The sequence below is a fragment of the Mesorhizobium waitakense genome (assembly GCF_056431085.1).
Genome location: NZ_JBWKME010000009.1, coordinates 30,047 through 50,542, shown reverse-complemented (window position 1 = coordinate 50,542; position 20,496 = coordinate 30,047). Strand labels below are relative to the sequence as shown.

Annotated in this window: 19 protein-coding genes; 10 read left to right on the top strand and 9 right to left on the bottom strand. The window is 62.9% G+C overall.

All coding sequences use genetic code 11. The features are described 5' to 3' along the window. Nucleotides 1-6: 6 nt before the first annotated feature. Nucleotides 7-1,458 (bottom strand): rhizopine catabolism transcriptional regulator MocR, encoded by a 1,452-nt coding sequence (gene mocR, locus AC07FD_RS00860; protein WP_478348257.1) that lies wholly within the window; start codon nt 1,456-1,458, stop codon nt 7-9. 119 nt (nt 1,459-1,577) lie between these two features. On the opposite strand from mocR, the gene AC07FD_RS00855 reads away from it, so the two are divergent. From AC07FD_RS00855 to AC07FD_RS00835, 5 genes are all read left to right on the top strand, one after another. Further along, nucleotides 1,578-2,675 carry a Gfo/Idh/MocA family protein gene (locus AC07FD_RS00855; RefSeq protein ID WP_478348256.1) on the top strand — a complete coding sequence of 366 codons (1,098 nt, stop codon included), beginning with the start codon at nt 1,578-1,580 and terminating at the stop codon, nt 2,673-2,675. Beyond that, nucleotides 2,672-3,571 (top strand): myo-inosose-2 dehydratase, encoded by a 900-nt coding sequence (gene iolE / locus AC07FD_RS00850; RefSeq protein ID WP_478348255.1) that lies wholly within the window; start codon nt 2,672-2,674, stop codon nt 3,569-3,571. The genes AC07FD_RS00855 and iolE overlap by 4 nt, the downstream gene beginning before the upstream one ends. Nucleotides 3,572-3,727: 156 nt before the next feature. Beyond that, nucleotides 3,728-4,684, top strand: coding sequence for a rhizopine catabolism ABC transporter substrate-binding protein (locus AC07FD_RS00845; RefSeq protein WP_457152543.1), 957 nt, complete (start codon nt 3,728-3,730; stop codon nt 4,682-4,684). A 55-nt stretch (nt 4,685-4,739) separates the two neighbouring features. Then, nucleotides 4,740-5,837 (top strand): ABC transporter permease, encoded by a 1,098-nt coding sequence (locus AC07FD_RS00840; RefSeq protein WP_457152542.1) that lies wholly within the window; start codon nt 4,740-4,742, stop codon nt 5,835-5,837. Beyond that, nucleotides 5,837-6,631, top strand: coding sequence for an ATP-binding cassette domain-containing protein (locus tag AC07FD_RS00835; protein WP_478348254.1), 795 nt, complete (start codon nt 5,837-5,839; stop codon nt 6,629-6,631). The genes AC07FD_RS00840 and AC07FD_RS00835 overlap by 1 nt, the downstream gene beginning before the upstream one ends. A gap of 59 nt (nt 6,632-6,690) precedes the next feature. Here AC07FD_RS00835 and AC07FD_RS00830 read toward each other — a convergent pair whose 3' ends face one another. Next, complete coding sequence (locus AC07FD_RS00830) at nt 6,691-6,987, bottom strand: HlyU family transcriptional regulator (protein ID WP_478348253.1); 297 nt, start codon at nt 6,985-6,987, stop codon at nt 6,691-6,693. A 113-nt stretch (nt 6,988-7,100) separates the two neighbouring features. Next, on the bottom strand, nt 7,101-7,778 hold the full coding sequence (locus AC07FD_RS00825; RefSeq protein ID WP_095090978.1) for a PadR family transcriptional regulator: 678 nt from the start codon (nt 7,776-7,778) through the stop codon (nt 7,101-7,103). A gap of 272 nt (nt 7,779-8,050) precedes the next feature. Here AC07FD_RS00825 and AC07FD_RS00820 point away from each other — a divergent pair, with 272 nt between their 5' ends. Next, nucleotides 8,051-8,308, top strand: a complete 258-nt coding sequence (locus AC07FD_RS00820) for a DUF2798 domain-containing protein (protein WP_478348252.1) — start codon at nt 8,051-8,053, stop codon at nt 8,306-8,308. Nucleotides 8,309-8,376: 68 nt separating this feature from the next. Here AC07FD_RS00820 and AC07FD_RS00815 read toward each other — a convergent pair whose 3' ends face one another. From AC07FD_RS00815 to AC07FD_RS00805, 3 genes are all read right to left on the bottom strand, one after another. Next, nucleotides 8,377-8,769 carry a thiol-disulfide oxidoreductase DCC family protein gene (locus AC07FD_RS00815; RefSeq protein ID WP_478348251.1) on the bottom strand — a complete coding sequence of 131 codons (393 nt, stop codon included), beginning with the start codon at nt 8,767-8,769 and terminating at the stop codon, nt 8,377-8,379. A 40-nt stretch (nt 8,770-8,809) separates the two neighbouring features. Continuing rightward, nucleotides 8,810-9,868 carry a DMT family transporter gene (locus AC07FD_RS00810; protein WP_478348250.1) on the bottom strand — a complete coding sequence of 353 codons (1,059 nt, stop codon included), beginning with the start codon at nt 9,866-9,868 and terminating at the stop codon, nt 8,810-8,812. Nucleotides 9,869-9,972: 104 nt separating this feature from the next. Beyond that, a complete protein-coding gene (locus AC07FD_RS00805) occupies nt 9,973-10,266 on the bottom strand; it encodes a GYD domain-containing protein (RefSeq protein WP_095091717.1) in 294 nt (97 codons plus the stop codon). 318 nt (nt 10,267-10,584) lie between these two features. Between AC07FD_RS00805 and AC07FD_RS00800 the strand changes: the two genes are divergently transcribed. Continuing rightward, a complete protein-coding gene (locus AC07FD_RS00800; RefSeq protein WP_478348249.1) occupies nt 10,585-11,643 on the top strand; it encodes a TauD/TfdA family dioxygenase in 1,059 nt (352 codons plus the stop codon). 132 nt (nt 11,644-11,775) lie between these two features. Here the strand turns inward: AC07FD_RS00800 and rpoD are convergent, their stop codons facing one another. The 3 genes from rpoD to AC07FD_RS00785 form a co-directional block, all read right to left on the bottom strand. Continuing rightward, nucleotides 11,776-13,797, bottom strand: coding sequence for an RNA polymerase sigma factor RpoD (gene rpoD, locus AC07FD_RS00795; RefSeq protein WP_095090975.1), 2,022 nt, complete (start codon nt 13,795-13,797; stop codon nt 11,776-11,778). Nucleotides 13,798-14,285: 488 nt separating this feature from the next. After that, entirely contained in the window at nt 14,286-16,220 is a 1,935-nt protein-coding gene (dnaG, locus tag AC07FD_RS00790; RefSeq protein ID WP_478348248.1) for a DNA primase, read from the bottom strand. Between the two features lie 149 nt (nt 16,221-16,369). Continuing rightward, entirely contained in the window at nt 16,370-16,738 is a 369-nt protein-coding gene (locus AC07FD_RS00785; RefSeq protein ID WP_478348247.1) for an RcnB family protein, read from the bottom strand. A 376-nt stretch (nt 16,739-17,114) separates the two neighbouring features. Here AC07FD_RS00785 and AC07FD_RS00780 point away from each other — a divergent pair, with 376 nt between their 5' ends. From AC07FD_RS00780 to AC07FD_RS00770, 3 genes are all read left to right on the top strand, one after another. Next, nucleotides 17,115-18,779 (top strand): Na/Pi cotransporter family protein, encoded by a 1,665-nt coding sequence (locus tag AC07FD_RS00780; protein ID WP_478348246.1) that lies wholly within the window; start codon nt 17,115-17,117, stop codon nt 18,777-18,779. A gap of 107 nt (nt 18,780-18,886) precedes the next feature. Continuing rightward, nucleotides 18,887-19,096 carry a DUF2061 domain-containing protein gene (locus AC07FD_RS00775; protein ID WP_095090971.1) on the top strand — a complete coding sequence of 70 codons (210 nt, stop codon included), beginning with the start codon at nt 18,887-18,889 and terminating at the stop codon, nt 19,094-19,096. 160 nt (nt 19,097-19,256) lie between these two features. After that, complete coding sequence (locus AC07FD_RS00770) at nt 19,257-20,441, top strand: MFS transporter (protein ID WP_478348245.1); 1,185 nt, start codon at nt 19,257-19,259, stop codon at nt 20,439-20,441. Nucleotides 20,442-20,496: the final 55 nt, after the last annotated feature.

The window sequence follows — 20,496 nt, the reverse complement described above, 5'->3', positions numbered from 1 at the left end:
GGGAATCTAGCCGAAATGGGCTTTCAGCACGGCCCGAAATTTTTGCATCGTCTTTTCGGTTGTCTGCGCATCGGCAGCCGCAAAGCCCATGACAAGCCCTTTTTGTTCCGAGCCGTGACGGTACTGGATCGATAAGGCCGAGACGTTGATCCCCTGTTGGAGCAACGCCTCGGCAATCGCCGCGTCGTTACATCTGTCGCGGAAAATGCCGACAACCTGGATGCCGGATTCGGTGGCATGGAAATCCAGCCATTCTCCGAGATGCCTTTGAGCGCTTTCCAGGAAGTACTGCCGCCTGTCCGCATAGAGGCGTCGCATGCGCCTGAGATGGCGGGTAAAGTGCCCCTCGTTCATGAAGTCCGCCAGCGCTGCCTGGGCAAGCAATGGGGCGAACTGGCCGGTCACGCTCAGCGCCGAGGCGATTGTGTGGTCTATCGCCTTGGGCGCCACCAGAAAGCCGAGGCGCATGGCCGGAAACAGGATTTTCGCGAAGGTTCCGACATAGACCACGCGGTTCGACGCGCCGATGCCCTGCAGCGCCGGTATAGGTTGCCCCTGAAAACGGTATTCGCCATCGTAGTCGTCCTCGATGATCCATGACCGCCAGGTCTCGGCCATGTGCAGGAGATTGAGCCGCTGTTCCATCGGCATGGTTATGCCGAGCGGATGGTGGCAGGAAGGCGTCACGAAAATCATGCGCGGAATGACAGGAGGTGGATCGAGGTTCCAGCCTGCATTGCCCACGCGCAGCGGTGCCAGTTTCGCGCCAGCCGAGACGAAAGCCGAACCGGCCCCGTAGTATCCCGGCTCCTCCATCCACACCGTGTCGCCTTCATCGATCAGCAGCCGGGCCAGGAGGTCGAACGCCGACTGGGCGCCATTGGTCACGACGATCTGCTCGGCGGTGCACTGAACGCCCCGCGACGCGGTGAGATAGCGGGCTATAGCCTCGCAAAGAGGTGGATAGCCTTTGACGTGATAGGTCCCGAAAAGGTCGATATGGGCAAATTTTGCGCGGCGGCTGAGCAGTTTCGACCAGGTGTTGAACGGGAAATTATCCGGGTCCGGCATGCCGGGATGAAATGCGAGCATGCCGGGCCGGCCATGATGATAGGGTTGGGCGAGCATGGCCTGCCCGCGCAATGAAATCGGATTCTCGTCCTCTGCCGATACATGTTCCGCCGCGGTCGATCGGGTCGGCAGATCCATGACCACCGAGGGCCGGCGTGGCCGTATGGCCAGATAACCCTCCAGCGCCAGCTGGTCGCAAGCGGCAATCACCGTGTTGCGGCCCACTTGCAGATCCCTCGCCATGACCCGTGTCGAGGGCAGCGCATGGCCGCTCGGCAGCACACGCCGTTCGATCAGACCGCGCAACTGGACATAGAGCTGCCGGTGCAGGTTGGCGGAACTGCCGCGATCCAGCGCGATGCCGTCGATTGGAAAGCTCGTCTTCATCGTGGTTCCGAAAAATCAATGCAATCTGGTTCTAACAATGGAACCAAAGCAGTCCTACGCTCAAGAAAAATGCGTTCAGGTTCAGGTGGGACTGGCCGATGCAGTGCATAGGGGTGGGAGTGATCGGAGCCGGTGGCGTCGCCCAGGTCGAGCACATCCCGAATCTGCTCAAATTGCACCAGCAGTTCAAGATCCTCGGCGTCTATGATCCTTCGCGCAAAATCCGCGCCTTTGTCGGCGAGGAATTCGGCCTCGCTACATTCGCCGATCTCGACGGACTTCTTGCGATGCCGCTTGACGCCGTGGTCATAGCTTCGCCGGACGCCTTGCACTGGGAACAGGCTCTCGCAGCCTTCGCCAGGGGGCTGCACGTCTTCTGCGAAAAGCCGCTTTGCTACAGCGCCGAGGACATCGACGACCTGATCGCCGCCAGGGATCGCGCCGGCAAGGTGCTTCAGGTCGGCTACATGAAGCGTTTCGATCCGAGCTACGAGGCGGCGCTGAAGATGCTGCCGGGCACGGCGCGGACGCTTCGCTACATTTCGGTCGAGGTCAACGATCCCGATGCGTGGCCGTTCGTGCGGCACCATTCCACATGCCGGGGTGACGACGTCGCGGTGGATCTGGTTGCCTCGACCGAAGCCAGGCAGCGCGAGCAGGTGGATCGAGCGGTGCCTGGACTGGATGATCCCGACGCCTTTCGTGGTTTTGTCGGCGCCTATTGTTCAGCGATCGTGCACGACGTGAACGCCGTCCACGGGCTGCTCGATGCGCTCGGCGTCACAGATGGCGACATTGTCGGCGCCTCGATTTTTGCCAGGGGCGAAGGCGGCCAGGGTGCCGTGCGGCTGCTCGGTGGCCAGGCGCTGTGGAACATGGTGCACCTGGCCGTACCGGGGCTCGCCGACTACCGAGAGCGCATAACGCTCTACTTCGACCAAGCCTCGCTCGAACTGGAATTCCCCTCGCCCTATCTCAACCACCAACCGACACGGCTGACGCTCCGCACCAGCGACGGCCACACGCTATCCAGCCGCGACATCCGCAGCGGATACGAAGAGGCGTTTGTCGAGGAGTTGAAGGGTTTCTGGTCGGCGATCGTCGAAGGCACGCCGGTGCGTAACACCGCCGAGCAGGCGCGTCGCGACATGACGCTGCTGGCCGGGCTCACCCGGCGCCACATTGCCCAGCTCAAGCAATCAGGAGCTCGCCCGTGACGGTTCGCATCGGCATAAACCCGATCACCTGGAGCAATGATGACGTGCCGGAACTCGGCGGCGATACGCCACTTGAGGTCTGTCTCGGCGAGACCAAACAGGCCGGCTATTCCGGCACTGAACTTGGCGGCAAGTTCCCGCGCCGGTCGGCCGAGCTGAAGCCGATCATGGAGCGCTATGGCCTTGCCGTGATTTCCGGCTGGTATGATGGCCGCTGCGACGAGAAGGAAGTCAGCGCGGAAATGGATGCGATCATGCCGCATCTCCAGCTGTTGAAGGATATGGGCGCGGCGCATGTCGTCTATGCCGACACCTCGCGCGGACGCCATGACGCCATCTGGGGACCGATCTCGCAACGGCCGGCACTGAGCCCGCAGGAATGGCCGGCCTACGGCCGCAAACTGACCACGCTGGCCGAACGGATGGCGGATTTCGGCGTGCGCATGGCCTTTCACCATCATATGGGGACCATCGTCGAGACCGATGCCGAGGTGGCCCTGCTGATGCGCCACACCGGCGAGGCCGTTGGCCTGCTCTACGACACCGGCCATTCGACATTTTCGGGCGGCGACCCGCTGGCTTTGATCAGGGCGCACGTCAAGCGCGTCGTGCACGTGCATTGCAAGGACGCGCGCAAGGCCGTGCTTGATCGGGCCCGTGCGCAAGACATGAGTTTCATGGGAGCGGTCATGGACGGGATATTCACCGTTCCCGGCGACGGGTTCATCGATTACCCGGCCATTTTGCGCGTGCTTGCCGACAACGGCTACAGCGGGTGGCTGGTCGTCGAGGCCGAGCAGGATCCCAGCAAGGCCAACCCGCTGACCTATGCGACAATGGGATTCCGGAATTTGTCGCGCATGGCTGGGGAAGCCGGATTTACTGTCAGGGAATGACGGAGGCCACTATTCGGCCTCCAGGGAACCAGTGCTGATGAATGAAACTGGACAGAGGTGTGCGAAGATTCAGGTCATGGAATAACAACACACCTTGAAGGGGCAACTGGACTGCCGACCGTAACTGCGGCGGCGGAAAACAAACAGGAGGTTGTTATGTTTTCGCTTGCGAAATTAATAAAGCCTGCGCTCGGCCTGCTGGCCGGCGTTACGATGATGGCGGCGGCCACCAGTCTTGCGGCCGCCGATGATACGCATGTGGTGTTTGTAACCCATGGCCAGAGCGGTGACCCCTACTGGTCGGTCGTCAAGAACGGCATGGACGATGCGGCCAAGACCCTGGGCGTCAAGGCGGAATATCTGGCGCCCGAAACATTCGACATGGCCAAGATGGCGCAGATGATCGACGCCATTACAGCGTCGAAGCCCGATGGGATGGTTGTTTCGATCCCTGACGCCGCGGCCCTTTCAGGTCCGGTCAAGAATGCCGTTGCCGCCGGCATCCCGGTCATCGTCATCGATTCCGGCGGCTCGAAGCTGACCCATGATCTTGGCGGCCTGCTGTTCATGGGACAGGACGAATTTCAGGCGGGCGTCATGGCCGGCGAGCGCATCAAGGCGCTCGGCCTCACCAAGGCGGTCTGCGCCAATCACGAGGTCGGCAATTCCAGCCTTGACGATCGCTGCGCGGGCTTTGCCAAGGGTCTGGGCGTCGATGTTCCGGTGATGAACGGCGTCATTGACCCGACTGAAATGAAGAACCGGATGATCGCCTACATGACCGCCCATGCCGATACGCAGTTCATTCTCGCTGTCGGCGCCAGCGGCGCCGAACCAACGCTAGCCGCGCTCGATGAAATGGGCCTTGCGGGCAAGGTGAAAACCGGCACGTTCGATCTGTCTCCCACCATCCTGCAGGCCGTTGTTGCCGGCAAGATGGAGTGGGGCATTGACGCCCAGCAATATGCCATGGGCTATATCCCGGTCGCGATGTTCGACCTTTGGAAGAAGTACAAGATCATGCCGATCGCCGACTATCCGACAGGCCCCGGTTTCGTCACCAAGGATACTGCCGCCTCGGTCATCGATCTGGCAAAACAGGGCAAGCGTTAACCGCTGGCGGCCGGGCCCCGGCCCGGCCGCTTTCACTGATGAAGGTAACGCATCCATGGCTGCAGAGGTTCGCGACGAGCGGATCCGGTCCGTCTCCCGCCTGAGCCGCCTGTTGAGCAGGCCGGAACTTGGCGCGGCGGCCGGGACCGTTCTGGTCTTTGTGTTCTTCGCCATCACGGCGGGAAATACGGGGCTTTTCAGTGCCAAGGGGATCATCAATTTCCTCGAGGTCTCGGCCCAGCTTGGCATTCTCGCCGCACCCGTGGCCCTGTTGATGATCGCGGGCGAGTTCGACCTGTCGGTTGGTTCGATGATTGGCTTTGCCGGGATCCTGATCGCGATCCCTTCCGTATTCTGGGGCTGGCCCATCTGGCTTTCGCTGCTGTTTTCCTTCGCTGTTTGCGGCGGTATCGGTGCGCTCAACGGGCTCGCCGTCGTCAAGACCGGGCTGCCCTCCTTCATCGTGACGCTCGGAAGCCTGTTCATGCTGCGTGGCCTGACACTCGGTCTCACGCGCGGCATATCCGGGCGGACCCAGGTTTCCGGCGTGCATGAACTGGCGTTGAACGATCCTCTCAACAGCCTGTTTTCGGGGCAGGTGTTTTCCGGCCTGATCGCCTGGCTTTCGGACATCGGCCTGGTCGGCAAGCGGGCGGACGGACTGCCGTCGATTTCCGGCATTCCGGTGTCGATTGTCTGGTGGATCGCATTGACCTTGATCTGCACCTGGTTGCTGACGCGCAGCCGCTTCGGCAACTGGATCTTCGCCGCGGGCGGTGAAGCCAACGCCGCGCGCAATCTCGGTGTGCCGGTGGCGCGCACCAAGATCACGCTGTTCGTCATGACGGCCATGGCGGCCGCGCTCTTTGCTGCGATCCAGGTCCTGGTCACCGGGTCGGCCGACACTTTGCGCGGCACCCAGAAGGAATTCGAGGCCATCATAGCCGTCGTCATCGGCGGCACGCTGCTCACCGGCGGCTACGGATCGGCCGTCGGCGCCATGTTCGGCGCATTGATCTTCGGCGTGGTGCAGATGGGCATCTTCTACACCGGCATAGACACGGACTGGTTCAAGCTGTTCATGGGCGCCATGATGGTCATCGCCGTGCTGTTCAACAGCTATGTGCGCAACCGCGCCATGAGGAGCCGGTGATGGCCGAGCCCTATGTCGAACTGAAGTCGGTCAGCAAGTATTTCGGGTCGGTCGTTGCGCTGAAGGATGTGTCGTTCGACGTATGTCCCGGCGAGGTCCATTGCCTGCTTGGCGACAACGGCGCGGGCAAGTCGACGCTGATTAAGACGCTGTCCGGCGTCTACGCGCCCGACGAGGGTGAAATCCGCGTCCAAGGCAAGCCGACAAGGTTTGCGTCGCCGGCCGATACCCGCAACAGCGGCATCGCAACTGTCTACCAGGACCTGGCTTTGGTACCGCTCATGAGCGTGGCGCGAAACTTTTTTCTCGGCCGCGAGCCGATGCGCAAGTTCGGCCCGATCAGCCAGTTTGACGCCGAGTTCGCCAACCGCACCGCGTATGACGAAATGTCGGCGATGGGCATCCAGCTGCGCGATCCCGAACAGCCCGTCGGCACGCTTTCGGGCGGGGAACGGCAGTGCCTTGCCATCGCCCGCGCCGTTTATTTCGGCGCCAAGGTGCTGATCCTGGACGAGCCGACATCGGCGCTGGGGGTCCATCAGGCATCCGTGGTTCTAAAGCTCGTCGTCCAGTCCAAGGCGCGCGGCATCGGCGTCATCTTCATTTCCCATAACGTTCATCACGCCTATGTGGTCGGCGACCGCTTTACTTTGTTGAAGCGCGGCAGAAGCACCGGCACCTACGCGAAAAGCGAAATCGATCGCGATCAGTTGCTCAATCTGATGGCGGGCGGCAAGGAGCTGGTGGATCTGGAACAGGAACTGAACAGAGCGGTCAAAGGCAGCCACGTGTAAGGGGAGCAAATGTCAAACAGGTGGCGCAAGGTCGACGGTCGCCCTCGACCAGTCCAGCCCTACCCGAAGATCCGCTCGCCCTGCTCGTCGACCAGCTGGATGCCTTTCTTGATCGAGATGTCGACGGCGTCGTCGAGCCCGGCGAAGCGGTCGGCGCGGATGAATTTGTGTTCCTTGATGACGCCATCGATCTCCTTGGAGACGACGCCGCAGGTCTGGTACTGGCCATCCGCCTTGTAGGGCGTGGCGCTGATCAGAAAACCCTTGTGCTCGACCTGCTTGGCCGGTGCTACAGTCGCTGGCTCACCCGCATCGGCACCGCCACCGCCGCCAAAAAGACGCTTCAGAAAAGACATGGGGCTTCCTCCAACAGCAATCATCCCGCACCACATAGTGTGACGCGGGATGATTTTCACTATCGGTCCTTGGCTGAGCGGGCAAGGGCTGTGTCCGGCTGGGCCGGAAGCGGTCAGCCGCGCGACAGTGCTTCCAGCGCCTCGGCGGCACCTTCGAGAATGGCGATCGCCTCGGCCTGCTTGTCGGCCGGGGCATCGACGAAGTCGCCGAGAGCCGCACGCAGCCGGTGACGCACGGCGCGGAATTCGTCGCGCGCTTCCGAGCGGCCACCACGACCGCCGCGACGCCCGCCCTCTTCGCTCTCGTCGTTCCAGCCGAACCAGTCGCGCGCCTTGGCCATCTTGCGGCCGAAGCGTTCGAGGTGGTCGAGCACGCCGTCGATCATCTCGCGGTTGTCGTTGAGATGCGCCTGCCCGGCTTCGGTGATCGAAAACACCTTCTTGTTGCCGTCGGCGGCGGAAGCGGCATAACCGGCCTCTTCCAGGAAGGTCAGCGTCGGGTAGACCACGCCCGGGCTCGGGCTGTAGATGCCGCTGGTGCGCTCTTCCAGCGCCTTGATGATATCGTAGCCGTGGCGCGGTGCCTCGGCCAGCAGCGACAGCGTGATCAGCTTGAGATCGCCGTCGGCCAGCATGCGCCCGGCGCGGAACATGTCGCCCGGCCCGCCGCGTCCGCCGCCACGACCGCCATGGCCGAACGGGCCAAAGCCGCCGCCACGGCCGCCGAACTTGCCGGCCATGTGCATGAAAATGCGCTCGCCGAAATGATTGTGCCCGAATTGCTTGTGCATTGATTGCTCCTTGAGTTCTATCTTACGATATATCTTAATTAGGCGCACCAATCGCTGGAGTCAAGATATATCTTACGATGTATCTGAATGCTGCGCCAGAGGCTTGCTTTTGCCGGAACGCGCCGCTAGAAGGCCCGCGAGCGCCACGGCTGCTCCGTAAGCGTCTAACGTCAAGCAACGCATCCAACCCCGGTCTTTCCGGGCAATTGCGCCGATAACCGGCGAATGGATGCCAAATGCGACGGACCGGACACTTCAGGGAAACTCCCGAAATGACTGCAAGAAATCGGCGCAGGAAGCTGCCTGCGCGCTATGCTACCATCCTCAGCCCGCTGGTGCTGTCGCTGTTGATGACCTTCATTGTCTCATTCATCTCGACGCTGAAAAGCCTCGGTTTCCACCCCGGCCTGCCGACGATCTGGATGACCGCCTGGGGTCTGTCCTGGCTGGTGGCGTTTCCAACGCTGCTGCTGGTGCTGCCGATGGTGCGCCGCATCGTCGGCGCGCTCTGCGAACCGGCCGGCCGATAGGGTCAGGCAGAGGGAGGTCCGCCAATGGTTCGGGACCTCCATTCGCCCCGGTCACCGACGAGGAACCGCTACCAGCGGCCCTTGCGCCGGTTCCAAGCGTAGAGCAGGTCGGCGAACCGATCATAGGCAAACCGCGTCAGCGGCAAAGCGACCGGATTGCCGAATGCCATCGCCAGCCAGCCCTCGCCCGGCGTTATCAGCCACACGGCAACCGCCACATCGGCGCCGACCAGCAGTCGGCCGTCGGCGTCGGTGGCGTGCAGCCGGCGGCGGACATCCTCAAGGGACGCGCCGAATCCGGCAAGTGCTGCCGGTTCAAGATTGATGTCGCGAAACGCGATCCGCCCAGCCTTGACCGCTTCGATCAACCGCCGCTTTTGCCGGCTGATGCCGGCATCGCAAACCGGGCAGCGTGTGTTGTACCAGACGATCAGCAAAGGCTTGGTCCGTTGCTCGGGCATGATTCTTCCAAAAACCGGCACCTGTTTTCAGGGATCATGCTCAGCCGTGGCCATGCCTGTGGTGCAAGTCGGGATAATGCGGATGCCGGTGGCGCATGGGCGCATGCCGGTGCCAGTGCGAATGCGGCTCGCTAACCGGTCCGTCATGATGGTGCTGGTGGTGCTCGTCATGCACATGGCTGTGCCCGTGTTCCAGTTCCTCGTGGTCGTGCTCGTGCTCATGGCGTTCCGACAGATGCAGCCAGAGGCCGAAGCCCATCAGAAGCCCGGCGACCGCCAGCTTGAGCGTGACGGCGTCACCCAGGATGGCGATTGCCAGCAGCGCGCCGATAAAGGGGGCGAGCGAGTAATACGCCCCTGTCCGTGCCGTGCCGAGATGACGCAGCGCTACGATGAACATCACCAGGCTGACCCCGATGGCAAAGAAGCCGACGGCCGCGGTGACCGCGACGATCGACGCTGGCGGAAACGAAGCCCCGCCGGCGAGCGCCAGCCCGATATTGACGACACCCGCCACCAGTCCTTTGAGCATGGCGATCACCACAGGGTCGGTGGCCGAGATCTTGCGGGTGAAATTGTTGTCCAGCCCCCACGCCAGGCACGCCACGGCGACGAGCACGGCACCAAGGTTGAAGGCAACGCCCTCACCTTGCCACGACAGCAGAACGGCGCCTGTAAGGATAGCGAAGGCGCCCAGGAGCAGGCGGCGGTCGACATTCTCGCGGTAGACGAGCCAGGCGATCGCCATCGTCGCCAACCCTTCGAGATTAAGCAGCAGCGCGGAACTGGATGCGGTGTTGAGGCCGAGGCCGAACATCAGCAGCACCGGTGCGACGATGCCGCCGGCGCCAATCGCCAGCACCAGCCATGGCATGTCCCTGGCGGTCAGCTGCGCCTCGCCAGCGCCGGTGCCGCGCAGCAGACGATAGAGGGCCAGCCCGGCGCCGGCGCCAAGATAGAGCAGACCGGCCAGCATGAAGGGATTGACGCTATCGAGCAGCAGCTTGCACAGCGGCGGCGCAGCGCCGAACAGGATGGCGGAGCCAAGAGCAAGCGGCACGCCGGGCCACAGATGCGCATGTGAATTCGGTTCGGACATGGCCGCATCCTAATGCATGTCGCCCAAAACTGCGCAGTGGTTTTGGGTGACATGCATTAAACAAGGACCTGAAGCGCTTCAGCCTCCGCGCTATTCTGACGGCTCTATCCGAGCGAGGTGATGATCTCGCGGTAGGCAAATTCGGGGAAGGCTTTCAGCGTCCGCGTCCTGATGTTGCCGGCCGCCGCCAGCATCAGCGAGAAGCGAGCCAGCACCGCGTCGTCGGGCGCTTCGACCACGGCCACCATGTCGTATTCACCCATGGTCAGGTAGAACGCCTTGAACGATCCGCCCATGTCTCCCAGCTGCTTCCTGGCGGCGTCGAGTCGCTTCGGTGAATCGCGCACATTTCTGGCGCCCTGTTCCGTCCAGTTCATCAGCACGATGTAGCTTGTCATGCACACCTCCCTCCGGGCCACGGAGCACGGCGGCTTCGCCGGGGCGGGCATCCGGGTTTGTCGCCCAGAAAATGCATCCGACGCGAAATTATCCTCCCGCGGCGAACATCATGCAAGGACTACCGCGCCGACACCCTGTTGCTGGGTAAAGGCGAGCCCCGCAAGGCGGCGGCAAAGCGACGGCCGTAAGACGGTCGGCGCCGACCAGGGAAAGCCGGTTTTAAAACCCGCCTGATTGCGGCAATCTCCGTCGTGGCCGTCGATCTGGTGGGAATCAACAGCCGGCATCCGAGACCGATCCAGCCGCCGGAGAGCTTCATGCGCGAGACCATCGACCTGCCGCCGGAATCGATCGAAAGTCCTGCCGCATGGACCGGCGAGGACATGGCGAAGCATCCTGAGCATTGGCTGGTCGGACTGGACGCGCGCGACGTGGCGGAACTGGAGTTGGCGGCAACCGGCTTTCTCGCCCGCTCGCAGGACATCGGCAACCTGACCAAGGGTGACTTCCCCTTGCCCCGGCTTGCCGGCCATCTTGCCGCCCTTCGCAAAAAACTGATCGCAGGCATTGGGTTCGAGGTGCTTCGCGGTCTCCCGGTCGAGAGATATTCCGCGCAAATGGCGGCAACGATTTTCTGCGGGATTGGCGCGCATCTGGGAAGCGCACGATCCCAGAATGCCCAGGGCCACATCCTGGGCCACGTCCGCGACATAGGCGCCGACGCCAGGGACGCCACGACGCGCATCTACCAGACCTCTGAGCGCCAGACGTTTCACACCGACTCCGCCGATGTTGTCGGTTTGCTCTGCCTGCGCGATGCCATGCAAGGCGGCGAGTCCCTGCTGGTGAGCACAGTGACGATCTACAACGAGATGCGCAAGAAACGGCCCGACCTCACCCGCCTGCTGTTTGATCCGATCGCCACCGACCGGCGCGGCGAGATACCGGAAGGGGAAAAACCCTACTTCGAAATCCCGGTCCTCAACTGGCATGCGGGATTGCTGACCGGCATCTATCAGCGCCAGTACATCGACAGCGCGCAACGCTTTCCGGATGCCATGCGGCTCAGCGCCGCGCATGTCGAAGCGCTGGATCTCTTCGACAGCCTTGCCAATGATCCCAGACTAAACCTGTCGATGCGGCTGCGGCCCGGCGACATGCAGTTCGTCTACAATCATTCGCTGCTTCACGACCGCATCGGCTTTCGGGATTGGCCAGACCCGGACAAGCGGCGCCATATGCTGCGTCTGTGGTTGTCAGTGCCGGGCGACCGACCGCTGCCTGACAGCTTCAGACAGCGTTATGGCTCAATAGAGATCGGCAACCGGGGCGGCATCATCGTCAAGGGGACGCGCCTGAACGTGCCGTTGTGGTAGTTCGAGAACATGTGGACGCCCGACGCCTTCGCCTCGTTGACTGGGGTCCGCTTGACGTCCTTCGATGAGCACACCGCAGCAGGCATCGGTATCGCCATGAATCGAGCTGGCCGGCGACGACGCCGTCCGAGCTCAGCTATCCAGGAAGCTCCTGAGCTTCCGGCTGCGGCTCGGGTGCTTGAGCTTGCGCAGCGCCTTGGCTTCGATCTGGCGGATGCGCTCGCGGGTGACCGAGAACTGCTGGCCGACCTCTTCCAGCGTATGGTCGGTGTTCATGCCAATGCCGAAGCGCATGCGCAGCACGCGCTCCTCGCGCGGCGTCAGCGAGGCCAGCACGCGCGTGGTGGTCTCGCGCAGATTAGCCTGGATCGCCGCGTCGATCGGCAGGATCGCCATCTTGTCCTCGATGAAATCGCCCAGATGCGAATCCTCCTCGTCGCCGACTGGCGTTTCGAGCGAGATCGGCTCCTTGGCGATCTTCAGCACCTTGCGCACTTTTTCGAGCGGCATGGCGAGTTTTTCGGCCAGCTCTTCCGGCGTCGGCTCACGGCCGATCTCGTGCAGCATCTGGCGCGAGGTGCGCACGATCTTGTTGATCGTCTCGATCATGTGCACCGGAATACGGATGGTGCGCGCCTGGTCGGCGATCGAACGCGTGATCGCCTGCCGGATCCACCATGTCGCGTAAGTCGAGAACTTGTAGCCGCGGCGGTATTCGAATTTGTCGACCGCCTTCATCAGGCCGATATTGCCTTCCTGGATCAGGTCGAGGAACTGCAGGCCGCGATTGGTGTATTTCTTGGCGATGGAGATGACGAGACGCAGATTGGCCTCGACCATTTCCTTCTTGGCGATCGCGGCTTCGCGCTCGCCCTTCTGCACCTGGTTGACGATCTTGCGGAATTCCAGGATCGAGATCGCCGTTTCGGTGGCCAGATGCTGGATTTCGGCGCGCAGGTCGCGGATGGCGTCCTTCTCGTTCTTGGTGAATTCCTTCCAGCCGCGCGAGGTCAGGTTGCCGATCGCGCGCGTCCAGTTCGGGTCGAGCTCCGAGCCCTGATATTCCTTCAGGAATTCCTCGCGGCGCACGCCGTAGCTTTCGGCGAGCCGCAGGAGCTTGCCTTCGTTCTGCACTAGGCGCTTGTTGATGTCGTAGAGCTGCTCGACCAGCGCCTCGATGCGCGCCGTGTTGAGCGACAGCGACTTCACGGCCTTGATCAGCTGGTCCTTCAGTTCCTTCAGCCGGCGGTCCTGGCTGGGCGACAGCGTGCCGGCCGCGGCCAGCCGGTTCTCGACCTGCTGGTCCTGCAGTTTGCGCAACTTCTTGTAGGTGTCGGCGATGACGTCGAGCGTCTCCATCACCTGGGGTCGGAGTTCCGCTTCCATCGCCGCCAGCGACAGGCTGGCCTCGTCCTCGTCTTCCTCGTCGTCATCGACCAGCCCGCGCGTGTCGGCGCCGACATTGGTGACGTCGTCTTCCTCGTCGCGCGAACGGCGCGGCTTGTCCTCGACCTTGGCTTCCTCGATGCGCTCCACCACCGGCGCCTGCTTGGCCTCGGGGCCTGCATAGGTGGCTTCGAGATCGATGATCTCGCGCAGCAGGATCTTGGATTCGTTGAGCTCGTCGCGCCAGATGATGATGGCCTGGAAGGTCAGCGGGCTTTCGCACAGGCCTGCGATCATCGTCTCGCGGCCGGCCTCGATGCGCTTGGCGATGGCGATTTCGCCCTCGCGCGACAGAAGCTCGACCGAGCCCATCTCGCGTAGATACATGCGCACCGGATCGTCGGTGCGGTCGGTCGGCTCTTTCTTGGTGGTGGTGGCGGCAACGGCGGTGCCAGTCTGCTCGGCCAGCTCGTTGGCGTCTTCCTCGGCATCGGCCGCGGTGTCTGCGGCCTCGGGCTCTTCGCCCTGCTCGTCGTCCTCGACCACGTTGATGCCCATGTCGGACAGCATCGCCATCGTGTCCTCGATCTGCTCGGAGGTCACTTCCTCGGAGGGCAGCACCGAATTCAGCTCGTCCATGGTGACATAGCCGCGCTTCTTGGCGGCCTTGATCATCTTCTTGACAGCATCATCGGAAAGGTCGAGCAGAGGGCCATCGGTGGCGCCTTCGCGTTCGGTTTCGACCTCTTCCTTTTCCTTTGTCGCCATAGTCTTTATCTTCTCCTAGCGGCCGAACATCAAAGCCGCGTAAGCTGTCGGACCGGTCAAATCGGATGCGCTCGCTTATGAGTCGCGCTTCACCGGGCCAGTAACTGCATCTCTCGTTAAGTCCAGATTAACCCTGATATCTGTGGCAGGCAGCCTGCCTGTCCAGTGACCAGTACCTCACATCGCTTATTTCCCGTCGACGCGGGTGCGGGTTAACGTTTCGAATCGTCCTGATTCCGCCATTCTGCCGGAAGGTCAAGCGCCTCTCGCATGATTCGCATGAAAAAAGCGAATCAATTACCCGACTTAGCCCCGCCACGCGCCATTTGGACGCGCAACAGCGCTTTCACATTTCACTCTCTTGCCGAGCCCGTCCCTGCCCTATGGGCCGGCAAGGGCTCTGTCTTTCTTTTGGTGGAAGCACGATCTCTGGACAAACGGTTTCCGTTTGTCCGAGAAAACCGGTTCCCACTTTTCGGGATCATGCTTTAAGCCCGCCCGGCTCTGCCCGAGGATACGCCGAATCCTTCGATCAGCGCTTCCGTCGCTTGTACATCCTGAAATTGCGCCTGAATTTCGATCAGGTGCCGGTAGTTTTCGTCTGTGGGATCGGTGGCGAGCGCCGCTTCCGCCTGTTTCAGTTCCTTATGTAAGGTGCGCGCGCTGCGCTGCAAGTGCAGGGCCTGGCTGAAAGCGTCGCGGGCATCCTCGAGGGCTGCGGTCTCCAGTGCCGGCCAATGCCGCATTCGCCGGATCAGCCCGACCGCCCGCTCCCAGATCTCGGCGCAGCCGGCGCGCTCGATCATTGCCACCACGGCCTGACGGTCATTGGCCATGTCATGCGCCATCGCGTCGAGGATGGCGGCGTGCAGCCGCCTCAGATCGGAGTTGGCGAGATCGAGAAACTCGATATGTGCGAAATTCTCGTCGATCAGCACCGGATGGTTGACCAGCGCGACGATGATCGTCGCCTCGCGCATCGACATCCCCTCGCTGCCGCGCTTGACCAGCGCCGAACGGCCGAGGCTCTCGGTGATCGGCGTGCGTCCGCCGCCGGCCTTGGCGAATTGTCCGCCCGGCGGCGGCGCCTTGCCCTGGCCCGGCCGCCCATCCTGGCGGCCTTGCCTTGTACCGCGCTGGGCGCCGAAGAAGCTCAGCACGCGCTCGCGCATCTCCTGTTGATAGTGATAGCGAAGGCTTTCGTCGCGGATGCGGCTCGTCAATTCGCGCAACGTCTTTTCGAGCTCGGCCCGCCGCTCCGGCGTGTCGAAGACGCCGCCGGCCGTTTCGCGCATCCACAGAAGGTCGGCCAGCGGCCGCGCATCCGCCAGCACGGAACGGAACGCGTCCGGCCCTTCGGCCTTGACCAGGTCGTCGGGATCCTTGCCTTCCGGCAGCAGCGCGAAGCGCGCAGAGCGCCCCGCCTGCACCGCCGGCAGGGCCATGTCGGCGGCCCGCCAGGCAGCCTTCAGGCCGGCCTTGTCACCGTCGAAGCACAACACCGGCTCGCCGGCCATGCGCCACAACAGCTCGAGTTGGTTTTCGGTGAGTGCCGTGCCGAGCGGCGCCACGACATTCTCGAAGCCGGCCTGCGCCAGCGCGATCACGTCCATATAGCCTTCGACGGCAATGACCGTGCCGCCCTTGGCCAGCGCCTTGCGGGCGCGGGCGAAATTGTAGAGCACATTGCCCTTGTGGAAGAGCTCGGTGTCGGGCGAGTTCATGTATTTGGCCAGCGCATCCGGCGCCAGCGCGCGGCCCCCGAAAGCAATGATCTTGCCACGCGAATCCGGGATCGGGAACATGATGCGGTCGCGGAACCAGTCATAGGAGACCGGAATGTCGTCACCATGCCGCACCAGCCCGCAGGCCTCGATATCGGCTTTGGGAACACCCCTGGCGGCGAGATGCTCCTTCAGCGCATTGCGGCTGTCGGGCGCGAAGCCGAGCCGGAACGATTGCTGCGTCGCCGGTGTCAGCCCCCGATCGCGCAGATAAGCGCGGGCTTTCGCGCCCTCCGGCCCCTGCAGGCGCTCCTGGAAGAAGGCGGTCGCCATCTCCATGACATCGGTCAGGCTGGCGCGTTCCTTTTCGCGCTGCTCCTCCTGCGCGTCGCGAACCGGCATCGGCACGCCGGCCATGTCGGCGATCTTCTCGACTGCTTCGGGAAAGCTCATGCCGTCGAGTTCGGTGAGGAACTTGAAATGATCGCCCGACACCGAGCAGCCGAAACAATGGTAGCGGCCTTTCTTGTCCTCGCAGTGGAAGGACGGGCTCTTCTCGCCATGGAACGGGCAGCAGGCCCAATAATCGCCGCGCGGCGCGTTGGTCTTCTTCCTGTCCCACGCAACGCGCTGGCCGATCACCGATGAAATCGGCACGCGGTCGCGTATCTCGTCGAGGAAGGCGGGCGGAAAGCGCATCGGGAAACTCGTTTCCCCACCATATAATCATGCCCGCGGAATCCGACGACCCCTAATGCGGACGATGCCCGGTTTCCACAGGGCAAAAAAGGCGGCCGTTGCGGGCCGCCTTTCTTTCACCTCCAACAGGGTGCTGGCCCAGACGAGATTTACTGCCCGGCAAGCGCGCCGAAAATGACGCCGGAGAGAACGCCGACCAGCACATAGTCGTTGCCGACGCGGATCCACTCCTGGCCGCGGCCTGGGCGATGCAGGCCATAGCGGCCATAGTCGCGGATCGGCCGGTGCTGCCTCCAACCGGAATACTTCTGGCCATTGCGCCAATGGCTGCGCTTCACGACGATCTTCTTCTTCACGACACGCTTCCTGACGTCGACGTGCTTGCCGGGCTTCTGCCAGTCGACCTGGCTGTAGGTCGACTGCGGGGCGTTCGGCGCATTCATCGGCGCGGCCTGGCCGGCGAGCGACGTGGCGGCCAGTATCGAGAAAGCGAGAGCGGAAAGGACAATGCGTTTCATTGGAAGTCTCCTTGGTTGTCGATGCCCAAGGGATAGTGACCCACCGATGAACCGAAACTGAACGTCCGCATTACAATTGTGCAATGAATTCCTTCGCTTATTTAGGAGAGTTGAACATCCTCGCAAAGATCGCAGCCAAACGCGCGCGATCCACCGCGCCACAGCAGCCTCGCTATGCAACCATTTGCGCGTCCGTCCATTTTCCGACACCGCCTGTCGCGGCGCAACGGCCCTTGAAATCGACAAGATTTTATTACCCGGCTAATGTATCACAGTCATTATCGGTCACTGCCATGAACATGATTCGCACGCTCGTTTTCCCCACTGATCGCCGCGCTGTTCGCATCGCGCACCCGGTCCGCATGCAGGCGGCGACATGAGCGGTTCCGTCGTCCTTCTGCATCTGGCCGGCGCCGTGGCGCTGATGCTGTTTGCCACCCGCATGGTGAAAACCGGCGTAGAGCGCGCCTATGGCGACGTGCTGCGCCATCGTCTGCGCGCCACCATGCGCAATCCGATCATGGCGGTGCTAGCCGGCACCGGCCTCGCCATCGCCCTGCAAAGCTCCACCGCCGTCACACTACTGGTCGGCTCCTTCGCCGGCTCTGGCATCGTCTCGGGCGCCGCCGGGCAGCTTGCCGTGCGTGGTGCGGAAATCGGCTCGGCGCTGGTGGTCAAGCTGCTGACCTTCGATCTCACCCTGCTGGTGCCGCTCTGCCTGATCACCGGCACGGTGATGTTCATGGCCACCGAGCGGCGCGACTGGCGCCAGTCCGGCCGCATCCTGGTCGGTATCGGCCTTTTGATCCTGTCGCTGGAAATGATCGGCCAGGCATCGGAGCCGCTGCGCAACAGCCAGCTCATGCCGGTCATCATCAATTACTTCTCCAGCGATTCCATCACCGCCTATCTGTTGGCGGCGCTGATCACCTGGCTGTTCCAGTCGAGTATCGCGGCGGTTCTGTTGATGGCGACGCTGGCCGGCCGTGGCCTGATCACGCCGGAACTCGGCGTCGTCCTCATCCTCGGCGTCAACCTCGGATCCTCGATCATCGCTCCGATGCTGACCCGTTCGGCCGGGCCTGCCGTGCGCGTCGTGCCGATCGGCAATCTCCTGATGCGCGGGCTTGGCTCGCTGGTCGTGCTGATCCTGTTCATGACCTTCAGGCCGCACGTCGCCTTCCTCGGCGCGACGGCGGCGGACCAGATCGTCAACGCTCACATCCTGTTCAATGTGCTGATCCTGCTCGCCGGCCTGCCGCTGGCCGGGTTCGTCTACCGCGCCTCGGAGAAGATCGTGGCACTCGGCACCAAACCGGCGCCGGCTGCCACACTCGATGTCGTCGAGCTTTCCGCGCTCAACGAGAGCGCGCTGGACGTTCCAAGCCAGGCATTGGCCAATGCCACGCGCGAGGTGGTGCGGGTCTGCGAGACCGTCGAGATCATGCTCAAGCGCATCATCGAGCTGTACGAGAGCGCCGATGCCGACAAGATCAAGGCACTGGCAGCACTCGACGACCGCGTCGACCGCAAGCACGCGGCGATCAAGCTCTATCTGGCCAAGCTTACCAGGAATCCGCTGACCGAGGACGAGGCGCTGCGCTGCCAGGAGCTGATCGGCGCCTGCGTCAAGCTGGAGCAGGTCGGCGACATCATCGTGCGCAACATGCTGGTGCATGTGAAGAAGAAGCTCGAGCGCGGGCTTGAGTTCACGCCCGAGGGCTGGCGCGAGCTATGCGCTTTCCACGCTTCGGTGCTGGCCAATGCTCGGCTCGCCTTCAACGTGCTGGTATCACGCGATCCCGAGACCGCCCGCCAGTTGGTGCTGGAAAAGGACCAGCTGCGCGACCGCGAGAAGGAAACCAGCGCCAGCCATTTCGTGCGGCTGCGCGACGGCACCGCCAAGAGCGTCGAGACCAGCTCGATCCATCTCGACACCATCCGCGACCTGAAGCAGATCAACTCGCTTTTGGCGTCGATGGCCTATCCGGTGCTGGAAGAGCGCGGCCTGCTCACCGGATCGCGGCTGAAAGCGAGCTGATCGACGACGCGATCACGCACCGTCCTCGCTTCGGCGGCAAAATATCTTTGCTCTGTTTCCACCAGTCGGGATAAGGGTCGGCTGGCCCAGCCTTTCGGAGGAAATCGATGGACACCCATTCGCGCAGTTTCGCCAAGGCGCTTTCCTGGCGTGTGACCGGCACCATCGACACGATGATCATTTCGCTGGTGGTGACGGGAAGCATCAAGCTCGCCGCAACCATCGGCCTGACCGAGGTCGTTACCAAGTCGCTGCTCTATTATTTCCACGAGCGGGCGTGGCTCAAGATTCCATACGGACGCAAGACCCCGGCGTAGCGACCCAGGCGCCACTGGGCGCCCCCTCATCCAGTCGCCACGCGACTGGGTGACACGAGAAGTCGAGTCTAGAAAAGCTAAAGCGGCGCCAACAATTTCTGGATTGCCCGCGACGCCCATCCGTGGTTTGAGGCCAGCACTCGAGGATCCAACTCCCGCCATGTCGCTTCCGCTCATCGCCCTGTTCATCGCCGCCTTCGCTTTCGGCACCACCGAATTCGTCATCGCCGGCGTGCTGCCGCAAGTGGCGGAGGGGCTTGGTGTCTCGGTTCCATCGGCCGGCTATCTCGTCTCGGGCTATGCCTGCGGCATCGCCATCGGCGGTCCCCTGCTGGCGCTCGCCACCAAGTCGCTGCCGCGCAAGACCTTGCTGCTCGGCCTTGCCGTCGCCTTCACCATCGGCCAGGCGGCCTGCGCGCTGGCGCCCGATTTCACCTCGATGCTGCTGTTGCGCATTGCCGTGGCGATAGCGCATGGCGCCTATTTCGGCGTCGCGATGGTCGTGGCGGTCGGTCTCGTGCGCGAGGACCAGCGCGGCATGGCGGTCGCCGTCATCCTGTCCGGGCTCACCGTCTCCAACGTCATCGGCGTGCCGTCCGGCACCGCGATCGGCAACATCTGGGGCTGGCGCGCGACCTTCTGGGTGATGGGTGCGCTGGGTGTCGTGGCAACGCTTGCCATGGCAGCGCTTTTACCGCGCACCACCGGATATCAGGCCAAGCCCGCCGGCCTGGCGCGCGAGGTTCGCGTGCTGGCGCGCCAGCAGGTCTGGACCTCGCTGATCCTGATGCTGATGCTGATGATCGGCCAGTTCGGCCTGTTCACCTACATCACGCCGACATTGCTCGAAATCACCGGCCTTGATGAAAGCCTGGTGCCGTGGGTGCTGCTGCTCAACGGCGTCGGCGCCACGCTCGGCGTCTTCCTTGGCGGCAAGCTCTCCGACTGGAATCTGATGCCGTCGCTGATCACCATGCTGGCCCTGCAGGCAGTGACGCTGGCGGTGATCTATGCCGTCAGCCCCTACCCCTTGCCGATGGTTGTGGCGATCGTCATCTGGGGCGGTCTCAACTTCGCCATCGGTACACCGATCCAGACCCGCATCCTGGCCTGGACGGCTGATGCGTCCAATCTCGCTTCCTCGCTCATTCCATCCGGCTTCAATGTGGGCATCGCTCTTGCCGCATCGCTGGGCGCAGCGATGCTGAATGCCGGCTATGGCTACCGCAGCCTGCCGCTGCTTGGCGCCATCGCCATGCTGGTCGCCGTCGCGGTGGCGCTCGCCTCTTATGTCTGGGAGGGGCGCAGCAACGCCACGCCGCCACTGACGGCCCCAGCCGAGTAGAGCACGATCCGGAGAGGTCATGCGCCGTAGGCCGGCAACTGACTGGGCACAGAAA

What these genes read in the sequence shown, in the direction of transcription:
- AC07FD_RS00785 (WP_478348247.1), bottom strand. Translation starts at nt 16,738, where the DNA reads ATGAAACGCATTGTCCTTTCCGCTCTCGCTTTCTCGATACTGGCCGCC.
- AC07FD_RS00775 (WP_095090971.1), top strand. Translation starts at nt 18,887, where the DNA reads ATGGACACCCATTCGCGCAGTTTCGCCAAGGCGCTTTCCTGGCGTGTG.
- AC07FD_RS00805 (WP_095091717.1), bottom strand. Translation starts at nt 10,266, where the DNA reads ATGACAAGCTACATCGTGCTGATGAACTGGACGGAACAGGGCGCCAGA.
- AC07FD_RS00825 (WP_095090978.1), bottom strand. Translation starts at nt 7,778, where the DNA reads ATGCACAAGCAATTCGGGCACAATCATTTCGGCGAGCGCATTTTCATG.
- AC07FD_RS00820 (WP_478348252.1), top strand. Translation starts at nt 8,051, where the DNA reads ATGACTGCAAGAAATCGGCGCAGGAAGCTGCCTGCGCGCTATGCTACC.
- AC07FD_RS00800 (WP_478348249.1), top strand. Translation starts at nt 10,585, where the DNA reads ATGCGCGAGACCATCGACCTGCCGCCGGAATCGATCGAAAGTCCTGCC.
- AC07FD_RS00815 (WP_478348251.1), bottom strand. Translation starts at nt 8,769, where the DNA reads ATGCCCGAGCAACGGACCAAGCCTTTGCTGATCGTCTGGTACAACACA.
- AC07FD_RS00780 (WP_478348246.1), top strand. Translation starts at nt 17,115, where the DNA reads ATGAGCGGTTCCGTCGTCCTTCTGCATCTGGCCGGCGCCGTGGCGCTG.
- AC07FD_RS00845 (WP_457152543.1), top strand. Translation starts at nt 3,728, where the DNA reads ATGTTTTCGCTTGCGAAATTAATAAAGCCTGCGCTCGGCCTGCTGGCC.
- AC07FD_RS00770 (WP_478348245.1), top strand. Translation starts at nt 19,257, where the DNA reads ATGTCGCTTCCGCTCATCGCCCTGTTCATCGCCGCCTTCGCTTTCGGC.
- mocR (WP_478348257.1), bottom strand. Translation starts at nt 1,458, where the DNA reads ATGAAGACGAGCTTTCCAATCGACGGCATCGCGCTGGATCGCGGCAGT.
- AC07FD_RS00830 (WP_478348253.1), bottom strand. Translation starts at nt 6,987, where the DNA reads ATGTCTTTTCTGAAGCGTCTTTTTGGCGGCGGTGGCGGTGCCGATGCG.
- AC07FD_RS00810 (WP_478348250.1), bottom strand. Translation starts at nt 9,868, where the DNA reads ATGTCCGAACCGAATTCACATGCGCATCTGTGGCCCGGCGTGCCGCTT.
- AC07FD_RS00835 (WP_478348254.1), top strand. Translation starts at nt 5,837, where the DNA reads ATGGCCGAGCCCTATGTCGAACTGAAGTCGGTCAGCAAGTATTTCGGG.
- AC07FD_RS00840 (WP_457152542.1), top strand. Translation starts at nt 4,740, where the DNA reads ATGGCTGCAGAGGTTCGCGACGAGCGGATCCGGTCCGTCTCCCGCCTG.
- rpoD (WP_095090975.1), bottom strand. Translation starts at nt 13,797, where the DNA reads ATGGCGACAAAGGAAAAGGAAGAGGTCGAAACCGAACGCGAAGGCGCC.
- dnaG (WP_478348248.1), bottom strand. Translation starts at nt 16,220, where the DNA reads ATGCGCTTTCCGCCCGCCTTCCTCGACGAGATACGCGACCGCGTGCCG.